Origin of the sequence: Streptomyces sp. NPDC008317 (assembly GCF_042955955.1) — a bacterium.
GTDB lineage: Bacteria > Actinomycetota > Actinomycetes > Streptomycetales > Streptomycetaceae > Actinacidiphila.
Map to the genome: position 1 here is coordinate 507,325 of NZ_JBIBFQ010000003.1, position 17,535 is coordinate 524,859.

Annotated in this window: 15 protein-coding genes and 2 pseudogenes; 12 read left to right on the top strand and 5 right to left on the bottom strand. The window is 73.2% G+C overall.

Annotation, left to right across the window (positions count from 1 at the left end; translation table 11 throughout):
- Nucleotides 1-41 precede the first annotated feature (41 nt).
- On the bottom strand, nt 42-770 hold the full coding sequence (locus ACFY9V_RS11885) for a response regulator transcription factor (protein ID WP_355332939.1): 729 nt from the start codon (nt 768-770) through the stop codon (nt 42-44).
- A 111-nt stretch (nt 771-881) separates the two neighbouring features.
- Between ACFY9V_RS11885 and ACFY9V_RS11890 the strand changes: the two genes are divergently transcribed.
- From ACFY9V_RS11890 to ACFY9V_RS11910, 5 genes and pseudogenes are all read left to right on the top strand, one after another.
- Entirely contained in the window at nt 882-1,577 is a 696-nt protein-coding gene (locus ACFY9V_RS11890) for a hypothetical protein (protein WP_391161022.1), read from the top strand.
- 127 nt (nt 1,578-1,704) lie between these two features.
- Nucleotides 1,705-3,162: a peptidoglycan-binding protein gene (locus ACFY9V_RS11895; RefSeq protein ID WP_391161024.1), complete on the top strand. Its 1,458-nt coding sequence runs from the start codon at nt 1,705-1,707 to the stop codon at nt 3,160-3,162.
- Nucleotides 3,159-3,845, top strand: coding sequence for an ATP-binding cassette domain-containing protein (locus ACFY9V_RS11900; protein ID WP_391161026.1), 687 nt, complete (start codon nt 3,159-3,161; stop codon nt 3,843-3,845). The genes ACFY9V_RS11895 and ACFY9V_RS11900 overlap by 4 nt, the downstream gene beginning before the upstream one ends.
- A 158-nt stretch (nt 3,846-4,003) precedes the next feature.
- Nucleotides 4,004-5,182: an ABC transporter permease gene (locus ACFY9V_RS11905; protein ID WP_355332948.1), complete on the top strand. Its 1,179-nt coding sequence runs from the start codon at nt 4,004-4,006 to the stop codon at nt 5,180-5,182.
- A 35-nt stretch (nt 5,183-5,217) separates the two neighbouring features.
- Nucleotides 5,218-5,381, top strand: a pseudogene (locus tag ACFY9V_RS11910) (diadenosine tetraphosphate hydrolase); the annotation flags it as partial.
- A 128-nt stretch (nt 5,382-5,509) separates the two neighbouring features.
- Here ACFY9V_RS11910 and ACFY9V_RS11915 read toward each other — a convergent pair.
- Nucleotides 5,510-6,049: a GNAT family N-acetyltransferase gene (locus tag ACFY9V_RS11915; RefSeq protein WP_391046269.1), complete on the bottom strand. Its 540-nt coding sequence runs from the start codon at nt 6,047-6,049 to the stop codon at nt 5,510-5,512.
- Nucleotides 6,050-6,184: 135 nt separating this feature from the next.
- Between ACFY9V_RS11915 and ACFY9V_RS11920 the strand changes: the two genes are divergently transcribed.
- Nucleotides 6,185-6,430 (top strand): hypothetical protein, encoded by a 246-nt coding sequence (locus tag ACFY9V_RS11920; RefSeq protein ID WP_391161029.1) that lies wholly within the window; start codon nt 6,185-6,187, stop codon nt 6,428-6,430.
- A gap of 64 nt (nt 6,431-6,494) precedes the next feature.
- On the opposite strand, the gene ACFY9V_RS11925 is transcribed toward ACFY9V_RS11920, so the two are convergent.
- Together ACFY9V_RS11925 and ACFY9V_RS11930 are read right to left on the bottom strand one after the other, a co-directional pair.
- Entirely contained in the window at nt 6,495-7,274 is a 780-nt protein-coding gene (locus ACFY9V_RS11925; protein WP_391161030.1) for an SDR family oxidoreductase, read from the bottom strand.
- A gap of 64 nt (nt 7,275-7,338) precedes the next feature.
- A pseudogene (locus ACFY9V_RS11930) lies at nt 7,339-8,121 on the bottom strand (DUF1731 domain-containing protein); the annotation flags it as partial.
- 237 nt (nt 8,122-8,358) lie between these two features.
- On the opposite strand from ACFY9V_RS11930, the gene ACFY9V_RS11935 reads away from it, so the two are divergent.
- Nucleotides 8,359-8,799 carry a VOC family protein gene (locus tag ACFY9V_RS11935; RefSeq protein WP_391046260.1) on the top strand — a complete coding sequence of 147 codons (441 nt, stop codon included), beginning with the start codon at nt 8,359-8,361 and terminating at the stop codon, nt 8,797-8,799.
- A gap of 42 nt (nt 8,800-8,841) precedes the next feature.
- Here ACFY9V_RS11935 and ACFY9V_RS11940 read toward each other — a convergent pair whose 3' ends face one another.
- Nucleotides 8,842-9,414: a TetR/AcrR family transcriptional regulator gene (locus ACFY9V_RS11940; RefSeq protein WP_355333582.1), complete on the bottom strand. Its 573-nt coding sequence runs from the start codon at nt 9,412-9,414 to the stop codon at nt 8,842-8,844.
- 233 nt (nt 9,415-9,647) lie between these two features.
- Between ACFY9V_RS11940 and ACFY9V_RS11945 the strand changes: the two genes are divergently transcribed.
- The 5 genes from ACFY9V_RS11945 to ACFY9V_RS11965 all read left to right on the top strand — a co-directional run bounded on the left by ACFY9V_RS11945 (nt 9,648) and on the right by ACFY9V_RS11965 (nt 17,469).
- The gene (locus tag ACFY9V_RS11945) at nt 9,648-10,517 is read left to right on the top strand and encodes an urea amidolyase associated protein UAAP1 (RefSeq protein WP_355332959.1); all 870 of its coding nucleotides are present in this window, start codon (nt 9,648-9,650) and stop codon (nt 10,515-10,517) included.
- Nucleotides 10,514-11,284, top strand: a complete 771-nt coding sequence (locus ACFY9V_RS11950; RefSeq protein WP_391161032.1) for an urea amidolyase associated protein UAAP2 — start codon at nt 10,514-10,516, stop codon at nt 11,282-11,284. The genes ACFY9V_RS11945 and ACFY9V_RS11950 overlap by 4 nt, the downstream gene beginning before the upstream one ends.
- Nucleotides 11,281-14,877, top strand: coding sequence for an urea carboxylase (gene uca, locus ACFY9V_RS11955; protein WP_391161034.1), 3,597 nt, complete (start codon nt 11,281-11,283; stop codon nt 14,875-14,877). Before ACFY9V_RS11950 ends, uca begins: the two co-directional genes overlap by 4 nt.
- A 311-nt stretch (nt 14,878-15,188) precedes the next feature.
- A complete protein-coding gene (gene atzF, locus ACFY9V_RS11960) occupies nt 15,189-16,829 on the top strand; it encodes an allophanate hydrolase (RefSeq protein ID WP_391161036.1) in 1,641 nt (546 codons plus the stop codon).
- A 76-nt stretch (nt 16,830-16,905) separates the two neighbouring features.
- Nucleotides 16,906-17,469: a hypothetical protein gene (locus ACFY9V_RS11965; protein ID WP_391161038.1), complete on the top strand. Its 564-nt coding sequence runs from the start codon at nt 16,906-16,908 to the stop codon at nt 17,467-17,469.
- Nucleotides 17,470-17,535 lie beyond the last annotated feature (66 nt).

Here is a 17,535-nt window from a genome sequence, read left to right on the forward strand (position 1 = left end):
CGCGTCTGCTACGGGTACGGCTCCTACGGGTGCGGCGGTCGCTACGGGGCACGGTGGCCGCGATCCGTGCGGTCCCGGCCGTTCGCACCGTCCGTCAACTTGTAGCCCACCCCGAAGACGGTGACCAGGCGCGCCGGGCGGCGCGGATCGGCCTCGGTCTTCCGGCGCAGGTTCATGACGTGCATGTCGATGGTGCGCTCGGAGGTGTACGCGTCCGTGCCGGAGACCTCCCGCAGCAGTTGGGCGCGGGTGAAGACCCGGTCGGGCTTCGCGGCCATCGCCGCCAGGATCTCGAACTCGCCGCGTGTGCAGTCCACGACATCGGAGTCGATCCACACCTGGTGCCGGGCCGGATCGACGGTGAGGCCGCCCACGTGCAGGGTGAGCCGCGACCACCCGCCGGACCGCTGGGAGCGGAGCAGGAGCGTGCGTACCCGGGCCATCAACTCCCGCGGGCTGTACGGCTTGGTGACGTAGTCGTCGGCGCCCAGGCCGAGGCCGAGCAGCAGATCCTCCTCGTCCGTCCGCGCGGTCAGCATCAGCATCGGCACGTCGCACTCCCGGCGCAGGATCCGGCACACGTCCATGCCGTCCACCTCGGGCATCATCACGTCGAGGATGAGCAGGTCGGGCCGGAATCTGCGGGCCTGGTCGAGGGCTTCACGGCCGTCGCGGGCGACGACCACGCCGTGGCCCTCATGCTCCAGATACCGCTGGAGGAGTTCGGCGTGCGTCTCGTCGTCCTCCGCGACCAGGACACGTGCGCTCATGCGACGACTGTAGAGCCGTACAGGTGCGATCCGAAGAGACCGGAAATACGAAAAACAGAATTCTGACAAGTCTCTGACCAGGTGCCCACACCCCTTGTCCACGATGTGGTCATGCCGATCACGACCCCAGCCACGCCCTTCCGCCGCCGCAGCCTGTCCCGTCACGCGGCATTGACCGCCGCCGGTCTGGCCGCGGTCACCGCGCTGGCCTCCCTGACCGCGTGCGGCGGTTCCCACTCCTCCGAGGGTGCCCGCGGCAGCGGTGTGGCATCGCTCGCCGCCACCTCGCCGCCCGCACCGGGCTCGGTGCCGTCGTCGGGGTCCTCGACGTCAGCGGCGGGCGAAAACCCGGCGGCACCGGCACCCGACCCGTCCAACACCGCCTCCGGTCGTCCCCAGATACGGCTCGACGACTCCCCCGCGACCCAGATGCGCCTCACCAACGCCTACGCGTCCTGCCTGATCCAGCACGGTGCCACCCGCGAGACCGGGGGTGCGGGCAAGGAGCAGGGCGGAATCCAGGCAATCGGCGTGAAGGACGGTGCCCCGCGGGCCGCGATCATCGCCTGCGAGTCGAAGGAGCCGCTCATGCCGACCAGCGAGGACCCGGACAACCCGCACGCCAGGGACTACGTGCGGGACGAGGTGAACTGCATCAACCGCAAGGGCTACGAGACGGTCAGAGCCTACGAGGGCGGCTTGAGCTGGACCTACGTGCGGGCGCCCCGCACCCAGGAGCAGGGCGAGAAGGCCATGGCGGCGGAGCGGGCCTGCCACATCCAGGTGTACTCGCACGTGTACCCGTAGGGAAACGGGAGCGGGTGCGCGGGGCGGTGCCGTGACGGCCGCCGCCGACCGGGCCGGGCAGCGGCCGTGGTGAACAGGAGCTCGGAAAGTACGTGTGCGACCGATGATGAAACAGAGGGGCCGGGTCATGGCCGACAGCAAGAGCCCCAGACACCGGGCGGGCGGCGGCGGTGCGTCGCCCGGCGGTGATCTGCTCGGGGCCGGGGCCGGGGACGGGGGCGGACCGCCGGGCGACGACGGCCGCGGGGACGAGGAGTCGGCCGCGCCGTCCCGGCGGCCGGGCGGGCGGGCGCTCGTCAGCCTCGGGGTGGCGGCAGCCGTCGCGGCGGCGGCCGTGGGGGCGGTCGTCATGCACCACGACAGCAGGTCCCCCGGCCGGGGGACGGCGTCGACGCCGGTGCAGACCGTCGCCGTGGTGCGTACCGACCTGTCCAGCTCGCAGAGCCTCAGCGGGACGCTGGGCTTCGGAAAACCGGTGACGGTCAAGGGCGCGGGCACCGGCACGGTGACCCAGCTCCCCGCGCAGGGGGAGAACGTGTCCCGCGGCCGTCCGCTGCTGCGGGTGGACGACCACCCCGTCATGCTCTTCTACGGCAGCACCCCGCTGTTCCGGCCGCTGGACCGGCGGGGGCTGGTGGGCCGGGACGTGGCGATGGTCGCGGCGAACTTGAAGGCGCTCGGCTACGACATCGGCGCGCAGCCGTCCGTCGGCAGCACGATCCGGCAGGCCGACGCGCCCGCGGCGGGCAGCGGGTCCGCGACCTCCGGCACGGACGGCTCAGGACCGGGCCACGGCTCCGGCTCCGGATCGGGTGCGAGCTCGGCTCCCGGCGCCGGCTCGGGCTCCGGGCCGGCATCCGCGACCGCCGGTACGACGGCCCCGCCCGGCGACGGCCCGCCCGCGGCGCCCCCGGCTTCGCCGACGACGGTCGTCGTGCGGCGCGGGGACGGTGTGCTCACCTCGTCCCTCATGGCGGCGCTGAAGCGCTTTCAGCGGACGTTCGGCATTCCGGCCACCGGCACCCTCAGCCCGGGTGACGTGGTGGTGCTGCCCGGCAGGGTCCGGGTCAGCGGAGTGCAGGCGGCCCTCGGGGACCCCGCCGCCGAGCCGCTGATGTCCGTCACCCTGGCCGACAAGACCGTCACCGTGCCCGCCGACCCGGACGCCGTGAGCAGCATCAAGGAGAACGACCGTGTCGTCGTCACCCTGCCGGACAGCTCCACCACGCCCGGCCACGTCGCCACGGTCAGCGCCACCGTCCAGGAGCAGGGTTCGGCGGGCGGCGGCTCGGGTGACGACTCCGGCAACGCGCCCCAGCAGAACGTCTCGGTGGCGCTGGACCGGCCGGCCGACGTACGGAACCTGGACTCCGCCCCCGTGCAGGTCGAGTTCACCGGCAAGGTCGAGAAGGGGGTGCTGGCGGTGCCGGTCGGCGCGCTGCTGGCGCTCAGCGGCGGCGGTTACGCGGTGCAGCTGAGGAGCGGCACCCTGGTCGCGGTGCGCCTCGGGATGTTCGCCAAGGGTCTCGTCGAGATCACCGGGACGGGTATCACCGCCGGCACCCGGGTGGTGACGGCCGCGTGAACCCGGTCCTGGCCGTACGCGGCGCCAGCATGGCCTACCCCGGCGGCGTTCTCGCCCTCGACCGGGTCTCGCTGACCATCGAGGAAGGCGAACTGCTGGGCATCGTCGGTCCCTCCGGCTCCGGCAAGTCCACGCTCCTCAACATCATGGGCACCCTGGACCGTCCCACCAGCGGCGTGGTGGAGATCGCCGGGCAGGACGCGGCGCTGCTCTCCGACCGGCGCCTGTCGGCGCTGCGCGGGCGGTGGCTCGGTTTCGTCTTCCAGCAGTTCCACCTCACCGAGGGGCTCAGCGCCGCCGAGAACGTCGCCACCGGCCTGTTGTACGCGGGGGTCCCCCGGCGCAACCGGCGGCGGCTGGCACTGGAGGCCCTGGCGCGGGTCGGCCTGGCCCGGCGGACCGCGCATCTGCCGCACCAGCTCTCGGGCGGCGAGAAGCAGCGCGTCGCCATCGCCAGGGCGCTGGTCAACGATCCCGCGCTGGTGCTGGCCGACGAACCGACCGGCGCGCTGGACACGGCCAACGGGTCGGCGGTCCTGGACCTGCTGGGCCGGCTCAACGAGGAAGGCACGACCATCGCCGTCATCACACACGACCTGGGCATCGCCGCCCGGCTGCCTCGCCGGCTCCAAATCCTCGACGGCCGCCTGGTCGCCGACATCCGGCAGGGGGAGCCGGTATGAGCGGTCCCGACGCGGCCCGCCGACAGCCGCCCCGCCATGGTTCCGGTCCCGGCCTCGGTTCTGACTCGGATTCAGCCGCGGGTCCACCCGCTCGTACGGGGGCCGGGCCCGCTCCCGCGCGGGCCGCACGGCCGCCCCTGCGCACGGCGCCGGTCCGATTGGCGCCCTTCGACCTGCTCGGGCTCGGCCTTCTCGGCATCCGCACCCGCAAGCTGCGCGCCGCGCTGTCCGCGCTGGGTATATCCATCGGCATCGCCACGCTCATCGTCGTGACCAGCATCCCGGCGTCCAGCCAGCGATCCCTCTTCAACCAGCTCACCGCGCTGGGGACCAACATGCTCCAGGTCAGCTACGACCCGAACGCGAAACCCGCCGTGGTCCTGCCGCCGGAGTCGGTGGCGATGGTCTCCCGGATCGGCCCGGTCACCATCGCCAGCGCGGTGGCCAACCTCAATCTGCCCGTCGAACGCTCCGACAAGATCCCGGCCACCTACGCCACCGGGCTGACCACACTCGCCACCCAGCTCAACCTGCTGCCCGCCGTCAACGGCAGCATGGCGTCCGGCACGTTCCTCACCGCGGCGACGGAGCGGTTCCCGGTGGCCGTCCTCGGTGCGACGGCAGCCAATCGGCTCGGCTTCCCCGAGGTCCTGACCGGCCGGACACCGCCGCTGATCTTCGTCGGGAAGACGTGGTTCAGCGTGGCGGGCATCCTCAAGCCGGTGCCGCTGCATCCGGACCTCGACACGTCGGTGCTGGTCGGCTGGGACATCGCGGCGACCGAGCTCGGTTTCCACCGCAGCCCCACCGTGATCTACGTCAAGGCCCCGGACGACGAGATCGACGCGGTGCACGCCGTCCTGCCCGCCACCGTCAACCCGCGGCTGCCGGGCGTCGTCCGGGTCAGCAACCCCTCGTCGGTGCTCGCCGCCAAGCAGGCGACCCGGACCACCTTCTCCGCGCTCTTCCTCGGCCTCGCGGCCGTCGCCCTGCTGGTCGGCGGTATAGGCGTGGCCAACACCATGTACATCTCCATCCTGGAGCGCCGCCGCGAGATCGGCCTGCGCCGGGCCCTCGGCGCCAACCGCGGCCAGATCCGCGCCCAGTTCCTCACCGAGTCGGCCGTGCTGTCCGGCATCGGTGGCGCGGCGGGCACGCTGATCGGGGTCGCGGCGAGCTTCGCCTACTGCGCTTACCAGGGCTGGCCGACGGTCATCCCGCCTGCGGCCCTCGCCGCGGGCCTGCTGGGCGCGGTCCTGATCGGCATGATCGCCGGCGCCTACCCGTCGGTACGGGCCTCCCGGCTGACGCCGACTCAGGCCCTCAGCGCCACCTGAGAAGCAGCCGCGGTCCCGCGCGGGCGTGAGCTCACTTGCATGCCCACGTCTGGCCGCGTTCGGGTGGGAGCCGGCCGATCTGGTGGGCAAGCCTGTGTGGCTGTATCCGGGCGACCGGTGGACCGACGAGGGCTTCAGGCTGGGGCCGCAGCATGACGTACTGCGGGACGGGATCGGGAGCGAACTGGATCGGTCGCGTCCGATGGGTGACGTGGTGCGTGTCCCGCAGGGGTCATGCTGCTGGTGGGCGCCGATGCGCCCGGACGTGAGCGCCCGTCAACGCCGGGCGGGCCCGGCCTTTGACGTGGATTCCGGTGTCTCTCCCGGTCAGCGATGCGCGCCGACCCGTCGGGCCAGCACTTGTCCCGGCCAGGTCCCGAACAGGAAAGGATCGGTGGGAACGAAGCCGTTGCGCTCGTAGAACGCGACGAGTTCGCCGCCGCCGCCCGCCCAGCAGTCGACCCGCAGCAGGTCGACGCCTGCCCGCCGGGTCTCCCGCACGGCATGGGCCAGCAGCGTCGCCCCGATGCCGAGACCGGCGTGCCGTCGGTCGGAGACCAACAGCCGTACATACCGCTCGGGTTCCCCGGCCGGGGCGATCGGCATCTGGGGACTGGGCCCGGAGTCCAGCACCATGGCCCCGACCGGTGCTCCGCCCAACTCCGCTATGTGTGGGGCGCCTTCGGTCATGTACCGCTCGACCCGCTCCGCACCACCGGGCTTCTTCGAATACGGTGTCGTGCCCCACTGCTCGGTATTGCCGCGATCGTTCATCCAGACCACGGCGGAGTCGAGCATGTCCAACACGGCTGGTGCGTCGGCCGGGCTGCCCGGCCTGATCCGTATCACACGCGTGTCGTCGCTCATGGCGAAAGCCTATGGGGCGGCGCCGACAGGGGGACGGTTACCGGACTCTTCCCGCGAACGTCCCGGATACCCTGGGCGGCCAATGGCTCAACTCCGCAACTCCACCGACGCCTTGACGCGGCTTTCGCGTCGAGGATGGTGATGTCCACGGGCTGCGTCGCGTGCTCGCGCATCGAACCGGGCTCGCTGTTCACAAGCTTCTTCCGCATCGACGTGGAGCAGTGGCCCTGCCTGCATGTCCGGCGCCTGGCGCTGGCGTTCCGTGACGACCCGGACTATTGCGAGGGGTGGCTGCCGGAACAGGCCCTCCATGTGTCCGGGAGGCTGTTCCGGCAGGAGAGCAGCGAAGAGTGGCCGCCCATGCGGCCTCCCGGCGATTGAGCGACCGCACCCGCTCCCACCGGGGCCTACCGCGTCCTGCCGGGGCCCACCCCCTCCCGCCCCGTCAGTGAACGGAGAATCCGCCGTCGACGAAGACCGCCTGGCCGGTGACGTAGCCGGAGGCGCGGCTCGCGAGGAAGACCGCCGCGCCCGCGAAGTCCTCGGGCAGGCCGTTGCGCCCGACCATCGTGCGGGCGGCCAGGGCCGCCACCTTCTCGGGGTCGGACGACAGGCGCGCATTGAGGGGGGTCATGACGAATCCGGGCACCAGGGTGTTGCACGTGACGCCGTACGGCGACCACGCCTCGGCCTGCGAGCGGGCCAGTGACTCCAGCGCCCCCTTGGAGACGCCGTAGGCGCCGCTCTGGACGAAGGCCCGGTGCGCCTGCTGGGAGGTGATGTGGATGATCCGCCCGAAGCCGCGCTCCGCCATGCCGGGCCCGAAGCGCTGCCCCAGCAGGTAGGGCGCCTCCAGGTTGACCGCCATCGTGGTGTCCCACACGTCCTCGCCCAACTCGCCCATCGGGGGCCGCAGGTTGATCCCGGCGGAGTTGACGAGGATGTCGGGTTCGCCGAACGCCTCGACCGCCTCCTCGGCGGCCACGCGCATGCCGTCGCGCGTACTCAGGTCGGCGCTCACCCAGGCCGCCCGGCAGCCGTCGGCCGCCAGCTCGCCGACCGTCGCGGCCAGCTCCGCCTCCCGGCGCGCCACGACCACGACGCTCGCCCCCGCGTGTGCGAGGGCCCCGGCGACAGCGCGGCCGATGCCGGAACTGCCGCCGGTCACCACGGCGACCCGTCCCTCCAGCGAGAACAGTTCGGAGAGGTAGGTCTGTGACGTCATGCCCGGATCCTAAACGGCGGGCCCGCGGCGACAACGACCAGGCCAGCCGCAGGCCCGTGGCCGGTTACGCGGCATCGCCCGATTCACGGACCCGCTTCGTGGCAACGCGCCGCGGCCTGGCCCGCTCCACGAGGGACGTGGCGGCGCTCCCCCACTCGGGACAGGCGAAAGTGAACCCGGCCGCGAGCAGCCGCCCCGGCACCACCCGACGGCTCTTGAGCAGCAGCTCCGTGTCCGAGCGCAGCGCGAACGCCCCCAGCTCGGCCATCCAGCGCGTCGCGGGCAGCCCCAGCGGTACGCCCCAGGCCGCGCGCAGCGCCCGCATGAAGTCGCGCTGGGGAAGGGGTCCGGGCGAGGCGAGGTTCACCGGCCCCTCGATGTCGTCGCGCGCGATCAGGAACTCCACCGCCCGCACGAAGTCCTCGTCCTGGATCCAGGAGACGTACTGCGCGCCGCCGGCGACCGGACCGCCGAGCCCGAGGCGCGCCAGTCGTGACAGCACGTCGAACACACCGCCCCGGTCCGGACTCATGACCATCGCCGAGCGCAGCGCCACCTTGCGGGTCGCGGGGGTCGGCGCCTCGGTCTGCGCGCGCTCCCAGTTCTCGGCGATCGCGACGCTGTACGCCCAGTAGTCCGGCACTCCGTCCTCCGAGCCGCCGATCACTCCGGTCGCCTCGTCGTGTGCCGCGTCGAAGCGGTGGGCGTAGACCGTCGCCGTACTCATCTGGAGCCAGAGGCGCGGTGGCCGCGCGGCGGCGGCGATCGCCTTTCCGACCGCCCGCGCCGAATCCACCCGGGAGTCCATCATGGCCTGCCGGTTCTCGGCGGTGTACCGGCACGAGACGCCGGTGCGCTCAGGGCGCGCGGCGGCGCGGCCCCTGCCCGAAAATGCCGAGGACGAGAGATGTTGAGGACGAGCGATGCCGAGGGCGAGCGATGCCGAGGGCGAGCGATGTCGAGGGCGAGCGATGCCGAGGGCGAGCGATGTCGGGCACGAGAGATGTCGAGAACGAGCCATCGGCTCCGTCCCAGGGACAGCGGCGGCCGCCACCGGTCGCGCGAGGACGAAGGAGAGACCAGCATGGCCATTCAGCGGATGGACAACGTCGGCATCGTCGTCGAGGACATGGACGCCGCCATCGCGTTCTTCGTGGACCTCGGTATGGAGCTGGAGGGCAGGGCCGAGGTCAAGGGGCGCTTCGCCGACCAGTGCACCGGACTCGACGGCGTCCACTGCGACATCGCGATGGTCAGGACCCCGGACGGTCACAGCCGGCTCGAACTGGCCAAGTACCGCAGCCCCGAGGCGATCAGCGGCGGACCGCGCGACCGGCCCCACAACATCCTGGGCACCCACCGCGTCATGTTCGCCGTCGACGACATCGAGGACACCGTCGCCCGCCTGCGCCCGCACGGCGCCGAAGTCCTCGGCGAGATCGCCCGGTTCGAGGACAGCTTCCTGCTCTGCTACGTCCGGGGCCCGGAGGGCATCATCGTCGGGCTGGCCGAGCAACTGAGCTGAGCGGACAGCCCAGTTCGGCCACCTCCTCGGCGGTCCCCCGGCTCAGGGAGCGGGGATGTCCGCGATGCGCAGGGCCGCGTCGGCGGCGGCGCGGGCGAAGGCGGGGACGGGGCGGGCCGGGGTGGAGCGGTGCACGAGGATGACGCCCTCGATGAGGGCGAAGATCAGGTCGGTGCGGAGGGCCAGTTCGGGGGCGGGCAGCGCGCGCCCCGGGGCGGTGGCGGCCAGCAGGCGGGCGTAGGCGGCCTTGAGGTCGGCGCGGGCGCGGCGGAAGGCGGTGAAGCGCTCGGCGGCGACCTCGGGCAGGAGGTAGAGGGCGCCGAGATTGTGCGGCCCCGCGCAGAGGAGTTCGGCGTCGTAGCGGCACAGGTCCCAGAGCCGGGCCTCGGCGGGGCGGGTGTCGTCGGCGAGCAGCGCGCGGGCCAGGTCGAGGGACGGGGTGACCGTGCCTTCGAGGAGTTCGGCGAGCAGATCCTCCTTGCCGCCGACGTAGTGGTAGATCGACGCCTGCCGCATCCCGGCCCGCTCGGCGACCGCCCGCGTGGTGGTGGCGGTGTAGCCGCGCGTGGTGAAGAGTTCGGCCGCCGCCGCGAGCAGTTCCTCGCGCACGCTCATGCCGCTGTCCGGCCGCTGCTGGGCGCGCGGCCTGCCGACCCGTTTTCCACTCGTGCTCACCCGCCGATCGTCGCACGCGGCGACGCGACGACGACGGCGGGCAGTCCGGTGAGGGGCCGGTAACCGGGCGGCAACAACCGGGCAATCGCCGTGAAGCCACCGCCGCCTAATTTCTGTCGAGCGACAGAAATTCGTGTGGAGCAGGAGCCGTGAGACGACGGAGGTGCAGCCCCGTGGCGACAGGGACGACCGGTGGAAGGAAGACCGGCCAGAGCACGGCCCGCAGGACATCCCGCAGGGCCCCGCGCCCGACCGGGACCACGTACGAGGCCAGGGAGCACGCCCGCGCCCAGGAAGGGGCCCGCGCCGCCGCGATGCCCCAAGTGCCCGCGCCCGAGGGCCTGTTGTGGTCGGAGACCGTGGCGGGCGGCGGCTACACCCACAAGGTGCTGGCCCGCGGCAGCGAACTGCGGCTCGCCGACCCGACCGGCGACGCGTGCGCGCACGTCCTGCTCTTCGTGGACGGCCGCCCCTGGGAGCGGCTGAACGCGGCCGACACCGTCAAGGTCCAGTGGAACGCGTATCTCGGCGCGGGCCGCCTCCTGCTGTCCGACCAGGGTCGCGTCCTGGCCTCCCTGGTCTCGGACACCAGCGGGCGGCACGACACGCTGTGCGGTACGTCCTCGGCGGCGCGCAACACCGCGCGGTACGGGGACGGTTCGGCGCAGGGCCGCTCTCCCGCGGGCCGCGAGCTGTTCCTGCTGGCCGCCGCCAAGAACGGGCTGGGGGCCCGCGACCTCCCGCCGTCGCTCTCCTTCTTCCAGGGACTGCGCGTGGAGCCCGACGGGGCACTGGAGTTCATCGGTTCCGCGGGGCCCGGCACGAGCGTGACCCTGCGCGCCGAGCAGCCGCTGACCGTACTGCTGGCCAATGTGCCGCACCCGCTGGACCCCCGACCGGCCTACACCTGCGGCCCGTTGGAGGTACGCGCACGGCCCGGTGCCGCCACCGCGCCCGGCGACCCGCTGTGGGACGCGACGCCCGAGGGCCGCCGCGCCTTCCTCAACACCGCGGAACACCTCACCGCCAGGGGGATCGTATGAACGGCCAGAATGTGACGGACGACCGGGGCCGTACGGACGGCGCGGACGGCGCGGACGGCGCGGACAGCGCGGACCGGACCGGCGGCCAGGACCGTATCGAGTGCCCGTCCCCCCGGGGCGGCGCGACCTCCGTGACCGTACCGGCGCGGGCACCCTGGTCCGCGGTGATCCCGGCGGGCGGCCACCTCACCATCACCGACCTGCACGGCAACCAGGCCGTGGACTTCCTGGTCTACGACGCCCACGACACCGCCGTCCGCTACAGCGCGCCCGACACCGTACAGGCCCAGGGCAACCTCTTCCTGACCACCGGCAGCGTGCTGCTGTCCAACGAGCACACCCCGCTGATGACCGTGGTCGCCGACACCTGCGGGCGGCACGACACGATCGGCGGCGCGTGCTCCAAGGAGTCCAACACCCTGCGCTACGGCCACCACACGTGGTCGCAGCACGCCTGCGTGGACAACTTCCTGTCCGAGGGCGCGCGTTACGGCCTCGGGAAGCGCGACCTGGTGAGCAACGTCAACTGGTACATGAACGTGCCTGTCGAGGAGGACGGCACCCTCGGCATCGTGGACGGCATCTCGGCGCCCGGCCTTGAGGTCGAACTGCGCGCCGAGACCGACGTGTTGGTCCTGGTCTCCAACTGCCCGCAGATCAACAACCCCTGCAACGGCTTCGATCCGACGCCGGTCCTGATGACGGTCAGGACGCCGGGCCGGGCCGGGGACACGGTCGGCGCGCCGTCCGGAGAGGCGGTCCGATGACCGACGAGCCCGTGAAGCGCGCCCCGGCGCGCTTCGACACCCTGCTGGTCGCCAACCGCGGCGAGATCGCCGCCCGGATCATCCGCACCGCCCGCCGGATGGGGCTGCGCACGGTCGCGGTCTTCTCCGACCCCGACCGCGCCGCGCCGCACGTGCACCTGGCCGACGCCGCCGTACGGCTGGGCCCCGCACCGGCCAAGTCCAGCTATCTGAACGTGGACGCGGTGCTCGCGGCGGCCCGCGAGACCGGCGCGGGCGCCGTCCACCCCGGCTACGGATTCCTGTCGGAGGACGCGGACTTCGCGCGCCGCTGCGAAGCGGCGGGGCTCGCCTTCGTCGGTCCGACGCCGGACCAGCTCGAACTCTTCGGCGCCAAGCACACCGCGCGCGCCGCGGCGGAGGCGGCCGGGGTGCCGCTGCTGCCCGGCACCGGACTGCTGCCCGACGTGGACAGCGCGCTGACGGCCGCCGCGTCGCTCGGCTACCCGGTGATGCTCAAGGCGGCCGGCGGCGGTGGCGGCATCGGCATGCGCGCCTGCCACTCCCCCGCCGAACTCACCGACGCCTGGGGCTCGGTGCAGCGTGTAGCGGCGGCCAGCTTCTCCTCGGCGGGCGTCTTCCTGGAACGGCTGGTGGAGAACGCCCGGCACGTCGAGGTGCAGGTCTTCGGCGACGGCCACGGCCGCGTCCTGACCCTCGGCGACCGCGACTGCTCCCTCCAGCGCCGCCACCAGAAGGTCCTGGAGGAGGCCCCCGCGCCCGGCCTGCCCGACGCCCTGCGGGAGCGACTGGCGCTCAGCGCGCGGGCGTTGTGCGCCTCGGTCGACTACCGCTCGGCGGGCACCGTGGAATTCGTGTACGACGCGGCGCGCGGCCAGGCGTACTTCCTGGAGGTCAACACCCGTCTCCAGGTGGAGCATCCGGTGACCGAGGAGACGTACGGTGTCGACCTCGTGGAGTGGATGCTGCGGCTCGCGCAGGGCGACACACCGCTGAGCACCGGCGACGACACGCCGATTGACCTGTCGACACAGCGAGTTGGACACGCCGTGGAGGCCCGGATCTACGCCGAGGACCCCACGCGCGGCCACCTGCCGAGCGTGGGACGGCTCACCGAGGTGGTCTTCCCGCCGGGGGTCCGCGTCGACGCCTGGATCGAGACCGGCACCGAGGTCACCACCTCCTACGATCCGATGCTCGCCAAGGTGATCGCGCACGGCGCCGACCGGGCGCAGGCCCTCGCCCGGCTCGCGGACGCCCTCGCCGCGACCAGGATCGACGGCATCGAGACCAATCTGGGGCTGCTGCGGGCCGCCGTCGCCGATCCGGCGCTGCACGCCGCGACGCACAGCACCGCGACCCTCGACGCGGTCACCGACCCCACCCGCCGGATCGACGTGGTCCGCGCGGGCACCCTGACCAGCGTCCAGGACTGGCCGGGCCGCACCGGCCTGTGGCACGTCGGCGTTCCGCCGTGCGGCCCGATGGACGACCTGTCCTTCCGGCTCGGCAACGAAGCGCTCGGCAACGACGAGGGCGCGCCCGGCCTCGAATGCACCCTCCAGGGACCGGCGTTGCGCTTCAGCCACCCCACCACCGTCTGCGTGACCGGCGCGCCCGCGACCGTCACGGTCGACGGACACCCGGTGCCGCGCTGGGAGCCGGTCACCGTACCGGCGGGCGCGCTGCTCGACATCGGCGCGCCGGAGGCGGCAGGGCTGCGCACATACCTGCTGGTCGCGGGCGGCCTCGACGTCCCCCGCTTCCTCGGCAGCGCGGCCACCTTCACGCTCGGCGGATTCGGCGGCCACGGCGGCCGGGCGCTGCGCGTCGGTGACGTCCTGCACGGCGGTACGACGACGGAGGCGAGCGGCCCCGTACCGGCCTCGCTGCGGCCGGAGTGGGGGACGCGGTGGCTGATCGGCACCGTCGAGGGCCCGCACGCCGCGCCGGAGTTCTTCACCGAGGACGACATCCGCGACTTCTACGCCGCCGAGTGGAGCGTGCACTTCAACTCCGCGCGCACCGGCGTACGGCTCGTCGGCCCGAAGCCGCGCTGGGCGCGCTCCGACGGCGGCGAGGCGGGTCTGCACCCGTCCAACATCCACGACACGCCGTACGCGGTCGGCGCCGTCGACTACACGGGCGACATGCCCGTACTGCTCGGTCCCGACGGCCCCTCGCTCGGCGGATTCGTGTGCCCCGCGACCGTCGTGACCGGTCAGCGCTGGAAGCTCGGGCAGCTCCGGCCGGGCGACACCGTACGATTCGTGCCGGTCAGCGAGGACGCCGCCGCCGGGCTGCGGCGCGCGCCCGCGACCCTGCCGACGCCGTCGCGGTCCGTCATCGCCGACGGGGGTGTCCTCGGGCGCGCCGAAGCGACCGCGACACGCCCGGCCGTGACGTACCGCCGCAGCGGCGACGACAATCTGCTCGTCGAATACGGGCCCATGCAGCTCGACTTGGCGCTCCGGATGCGGGTGCACGCCCTGGCGGAACACCTCGCCGCCCAACGCCTGCCCGGCGTCGTCGACCTCACACCCGGCATCCGCTCCCTCCAGATCCACGCCGACCCGGGCGCGCTGCCCACCGCCAAACTGCTCGACGCCGTGCGCGAGGCGGAGGAGCAACTGCCGCCGACCGACCGGCTCGTGGTGCCCAGCCGGACCGTGCACCTGCCGCTGTCCTGGGACGACCCCGCCACGCGTGAGGCCATCGAGCGGTACATGGCGGGCGTCCGCGACGACGCGCCGTGGTGCCCGTGGAACATCGAGTTCATCCGCCGCGTCAACGGTCTCGACTCCGTGGACGACGTGTACCGGACCGTCTTCGACGCCGAATACCTCGTGCTCGGGCTCGGCGACGTCTACCTCGGCGCGCCCGTCGCCACGCCGCTCGACCCGCGCCACCGGCTCGTCACCACCAAGTACAACCCGGCGCGCACCTGGACGGCGGAGAACTCCGTCGGCATCGGCGGGGCCTACCTCTGTATCTACGGCATGGAAGGGCCCGGCGGCTACCAGTTCGTCGGCCGTACGATCCAGGTCTGGTCCAGCCGCGCCCGCCGACAGCCGTGGCTGCTGCGCTTCTTCGACCGCATCAAGTGGTATCCCGTCTCCGCCGACGAACTCCTCGACCTCCGGGCCGACATGGCGGCCGGGCGGCTGCCGCTGCGGGTGGAGGACGGGAGTTTCGCTCTCGCGGACCATCAGCGGTTCCTCGCCGACAACGCGGAGTCCATCGCGGCCTTCCGCGCCCGGCAGGGCGCCGCGTTCGCCGCGGAGCGCGACGCGTGGGAAGCCGCCGGTGAGTTCGCCCGCACCGACGACTCGGCCGCCGCCGTCCCGGCCCCCGCCGCCGTCACCGTGCCGCCCGGCGGCCGTACGGTCGACGCCGAATTCGCCGCCGCCGTCTGGCACATCGCCGTCCGCCCCGGCGACTGCGTCGCGGCGGGGCAGCACCTCCTGACCCTGGAGGCCATGAAGATGGAGTCCCCCGTCACCTCCCCCACCGGCGGGACCGTCGCCCAAGTCCTCGTCTCCCCCGGCGACCAAGTCACCCCCGGCACCCCCCTCCTGACCCTCTCCCCCTAACCCACCCCCTTCCGGCTCACGTCGCCTCAATCGCCGGCGGGGCTGATTTGTGCCGCCACCGCCGATCGGCAACTCACCCCACGGGCCCCCTCACGGGCACCCCAAAGGCCCAACCAGCCCGCCGGGTGTGCGACGCCAGAAGCAAAAATCAGCCCACAGGCTGAGCGGCAAGCACTCGCCCCGCATGCGGCCAGGCGTGTGCGACGCGCCAGAAGCAAAATCAGCCCGTCCGGCGATTGAGGACTAGCCCCAGCGGCAATGAGCGGCCCCTGCCACCGCACCCGCACCCGCACATCAGACGGAGGAAGCCCATGGAGAGCGCTCAGGACCGCGTGCGGGCCGCGTATCGGCGGATCGCGGAGGTGGACCGCCCGGAGGTGTGGATCGCGCTGCGCGCGGAGGAGGAGGTGCGGGCGGAGGCAGCGGAGGTGGACGAGAGAAGGGCGGCCGGGGAGGCGCTGCCACTGGCGGGGCGGCTGCTGGCGGTGAAGGGGAACATCGACGTGGCGGGCCTGGAGACGACGGCGGGCTGCCCGTCGTACGCGTACGCGCCGCGGGAGGACGCCCCGGCGGTGCGGGCCCTGCGCGCGGCGGGCGCGATCGTGCTGGGCAGCACGAACATGGACCAGTTCGCGACGGGCCTGGTCGGCACGCGAAGCCCCTACGGCGCGGTGCGCAACGCCGTCACCCCGGAGCGGGTGAGCGGCGGCTCCAGCTCGGGCTCGGCCGTCGCGGTGGCACTCGGCCTCGTGGACGTGGCGCTCGGTACGGACACGGCCGGCTCCGGCCGTGTCCCGGCGGCGTTCAACGGCATCGTCGGGGTGAAGCCGACCCGCGGCCTGGTGTCGACGCGCGGCGTCGTACCGGCGTGCGCGAGCCTGGACTGCGTGTCCGTCTTCGCCAGGACGCTGCCCGAGGCCCGCCGCGCGATGGCGCTCCTCGCGAGCTGCGAGGCACCGCCGCGCCGCCCTGGACCGTGGCGGGTCGCGGTGGCGGCGCGAGCGCAACTCGGCGAGATGGACGCCGGATGGGCGGCGGCCTACGAGGCGGCGGCGGACCGGCTGGCCGCCGCCGGGGCCGAGCTGCGGACACTGGACCTCACGCCGTTCACGCGGGCGGCGGCGCTGCTCTACGAGGGCGCTTTCGTCGCCGAACGCTGGTCAGCCGTGGGCGAGTTCATCGAGGCGCACCGGGACGCCCCCGACCTGGACCCGACCGTCGCGGCCGTCATCACGGCGGCCCGCGACCTGCCCGCGCACCGCCTCTTCACCGACCAGCGGCGGCTGGCCGCGCTGCGCACCGAGGCCATGGCGCGACTCGGCGACGCCGACGCCCTGTTGCTGCCGACCGCACCGGGGCACCCCACGCTCGCCGAGGTCGCCGCCGACCCGCTCGGCGCGAACGCGCGCCTCGGCCGCTTCACCAACTCGGCCAACCTGCTGGACCTTTGCGCGGTCGCGGTCCCGGCGGGCACCGTCGAAGGCCGGCCCTTCGGCGTGATGCTGCTCGGTCCCGCGCACACCGACGACCGGATCGCGGACGTCGCCGCCCTGCTGGAGCCGCCTCTCCGCGTCGCCGTGGTCGGCGCCCACCTCAGCGGCCAGCCCCTCAACCACCAACTCGTCGCGCTCGGAGGCCGGTTGACGGCCACGACCAACACCGCCCCCGCGTACCGGCTCTACGCCCTGGACACCGAACCCGCCAAGCCCGGTCTGGTGCGGACCGAGAAGGGCGGCGCCGCCGTCGAGGCCGAGGTCTGGGAGCTGACCGCCGCCGGTCTCGGCGCGCTGACCGCCGCCCTGCCGCGCCCGATGGCCCTGGGCAGCGTCGAGTTGGCCGACGGCACCAGTTGCCCCGGCTTCCTGTGCGAGCCGTCGGCGCTCGACAGCGCCGAGGACATCACGGCCTACGGCGGCTGGCGCGCGTACCTCGCCGACCGGTCCGGGGCATGAACCTCGACGGCGAACGCGGAGAAGTCGCCCCACCCGTCCCCCGCCACCCAGCGGCACCCTCCGTACACTGTGCGGATTGTTCACCGACGGGGAGGACCACGGCCGTATGCGCCGCGTCACCGCAATCACCACCGCTCTGCTGACCGTCACGCTCACCGGGACGGCCCTGGCGGGCTGTTCGTCGTCGGACTCGTCCGACGACAGCGCCAAACCGTCCGCGTCGGCCGGGACACCGTCGGCCACGCCGACGGCCTCGGCGGTGCCGACGAAGACCGCCAACGGCAGGCTGGACTACACCGGGGACACCACCGGGACCGCCCTGTTCACCTCGGCGATCTCCTGCGAGGTCGTGGCGGGAAAGCTGGTCGGGGTGACCGCCCCCGACAGGACGGACGCGTCGGCGCCGAAGTCCCCGTCGTTCATCGCGACGACCGGGGGCCTCCAGAAGCTGGCGATGCTCCAGCCGACGGCCACCGACTCGTACTCCCAGCGGTCGTCCGGCAGCGTGACGGCCGCCAAGAGCGCCGGGACCTGGAAAGTGACGGTGAAGGACCTCGTCATCGCGGGCAACCACGGCGACGACAGGAAGTCGATCACCGTCAACGGCTCCCTGACCTGCACCAAGCTCACCGGTCAGTGAGTCGGGGCGTCGGTGTGTCGGGGCGCCGGTCCGCCGGTGCGGCCGTAAGGCCGTGATGCCGTGAGT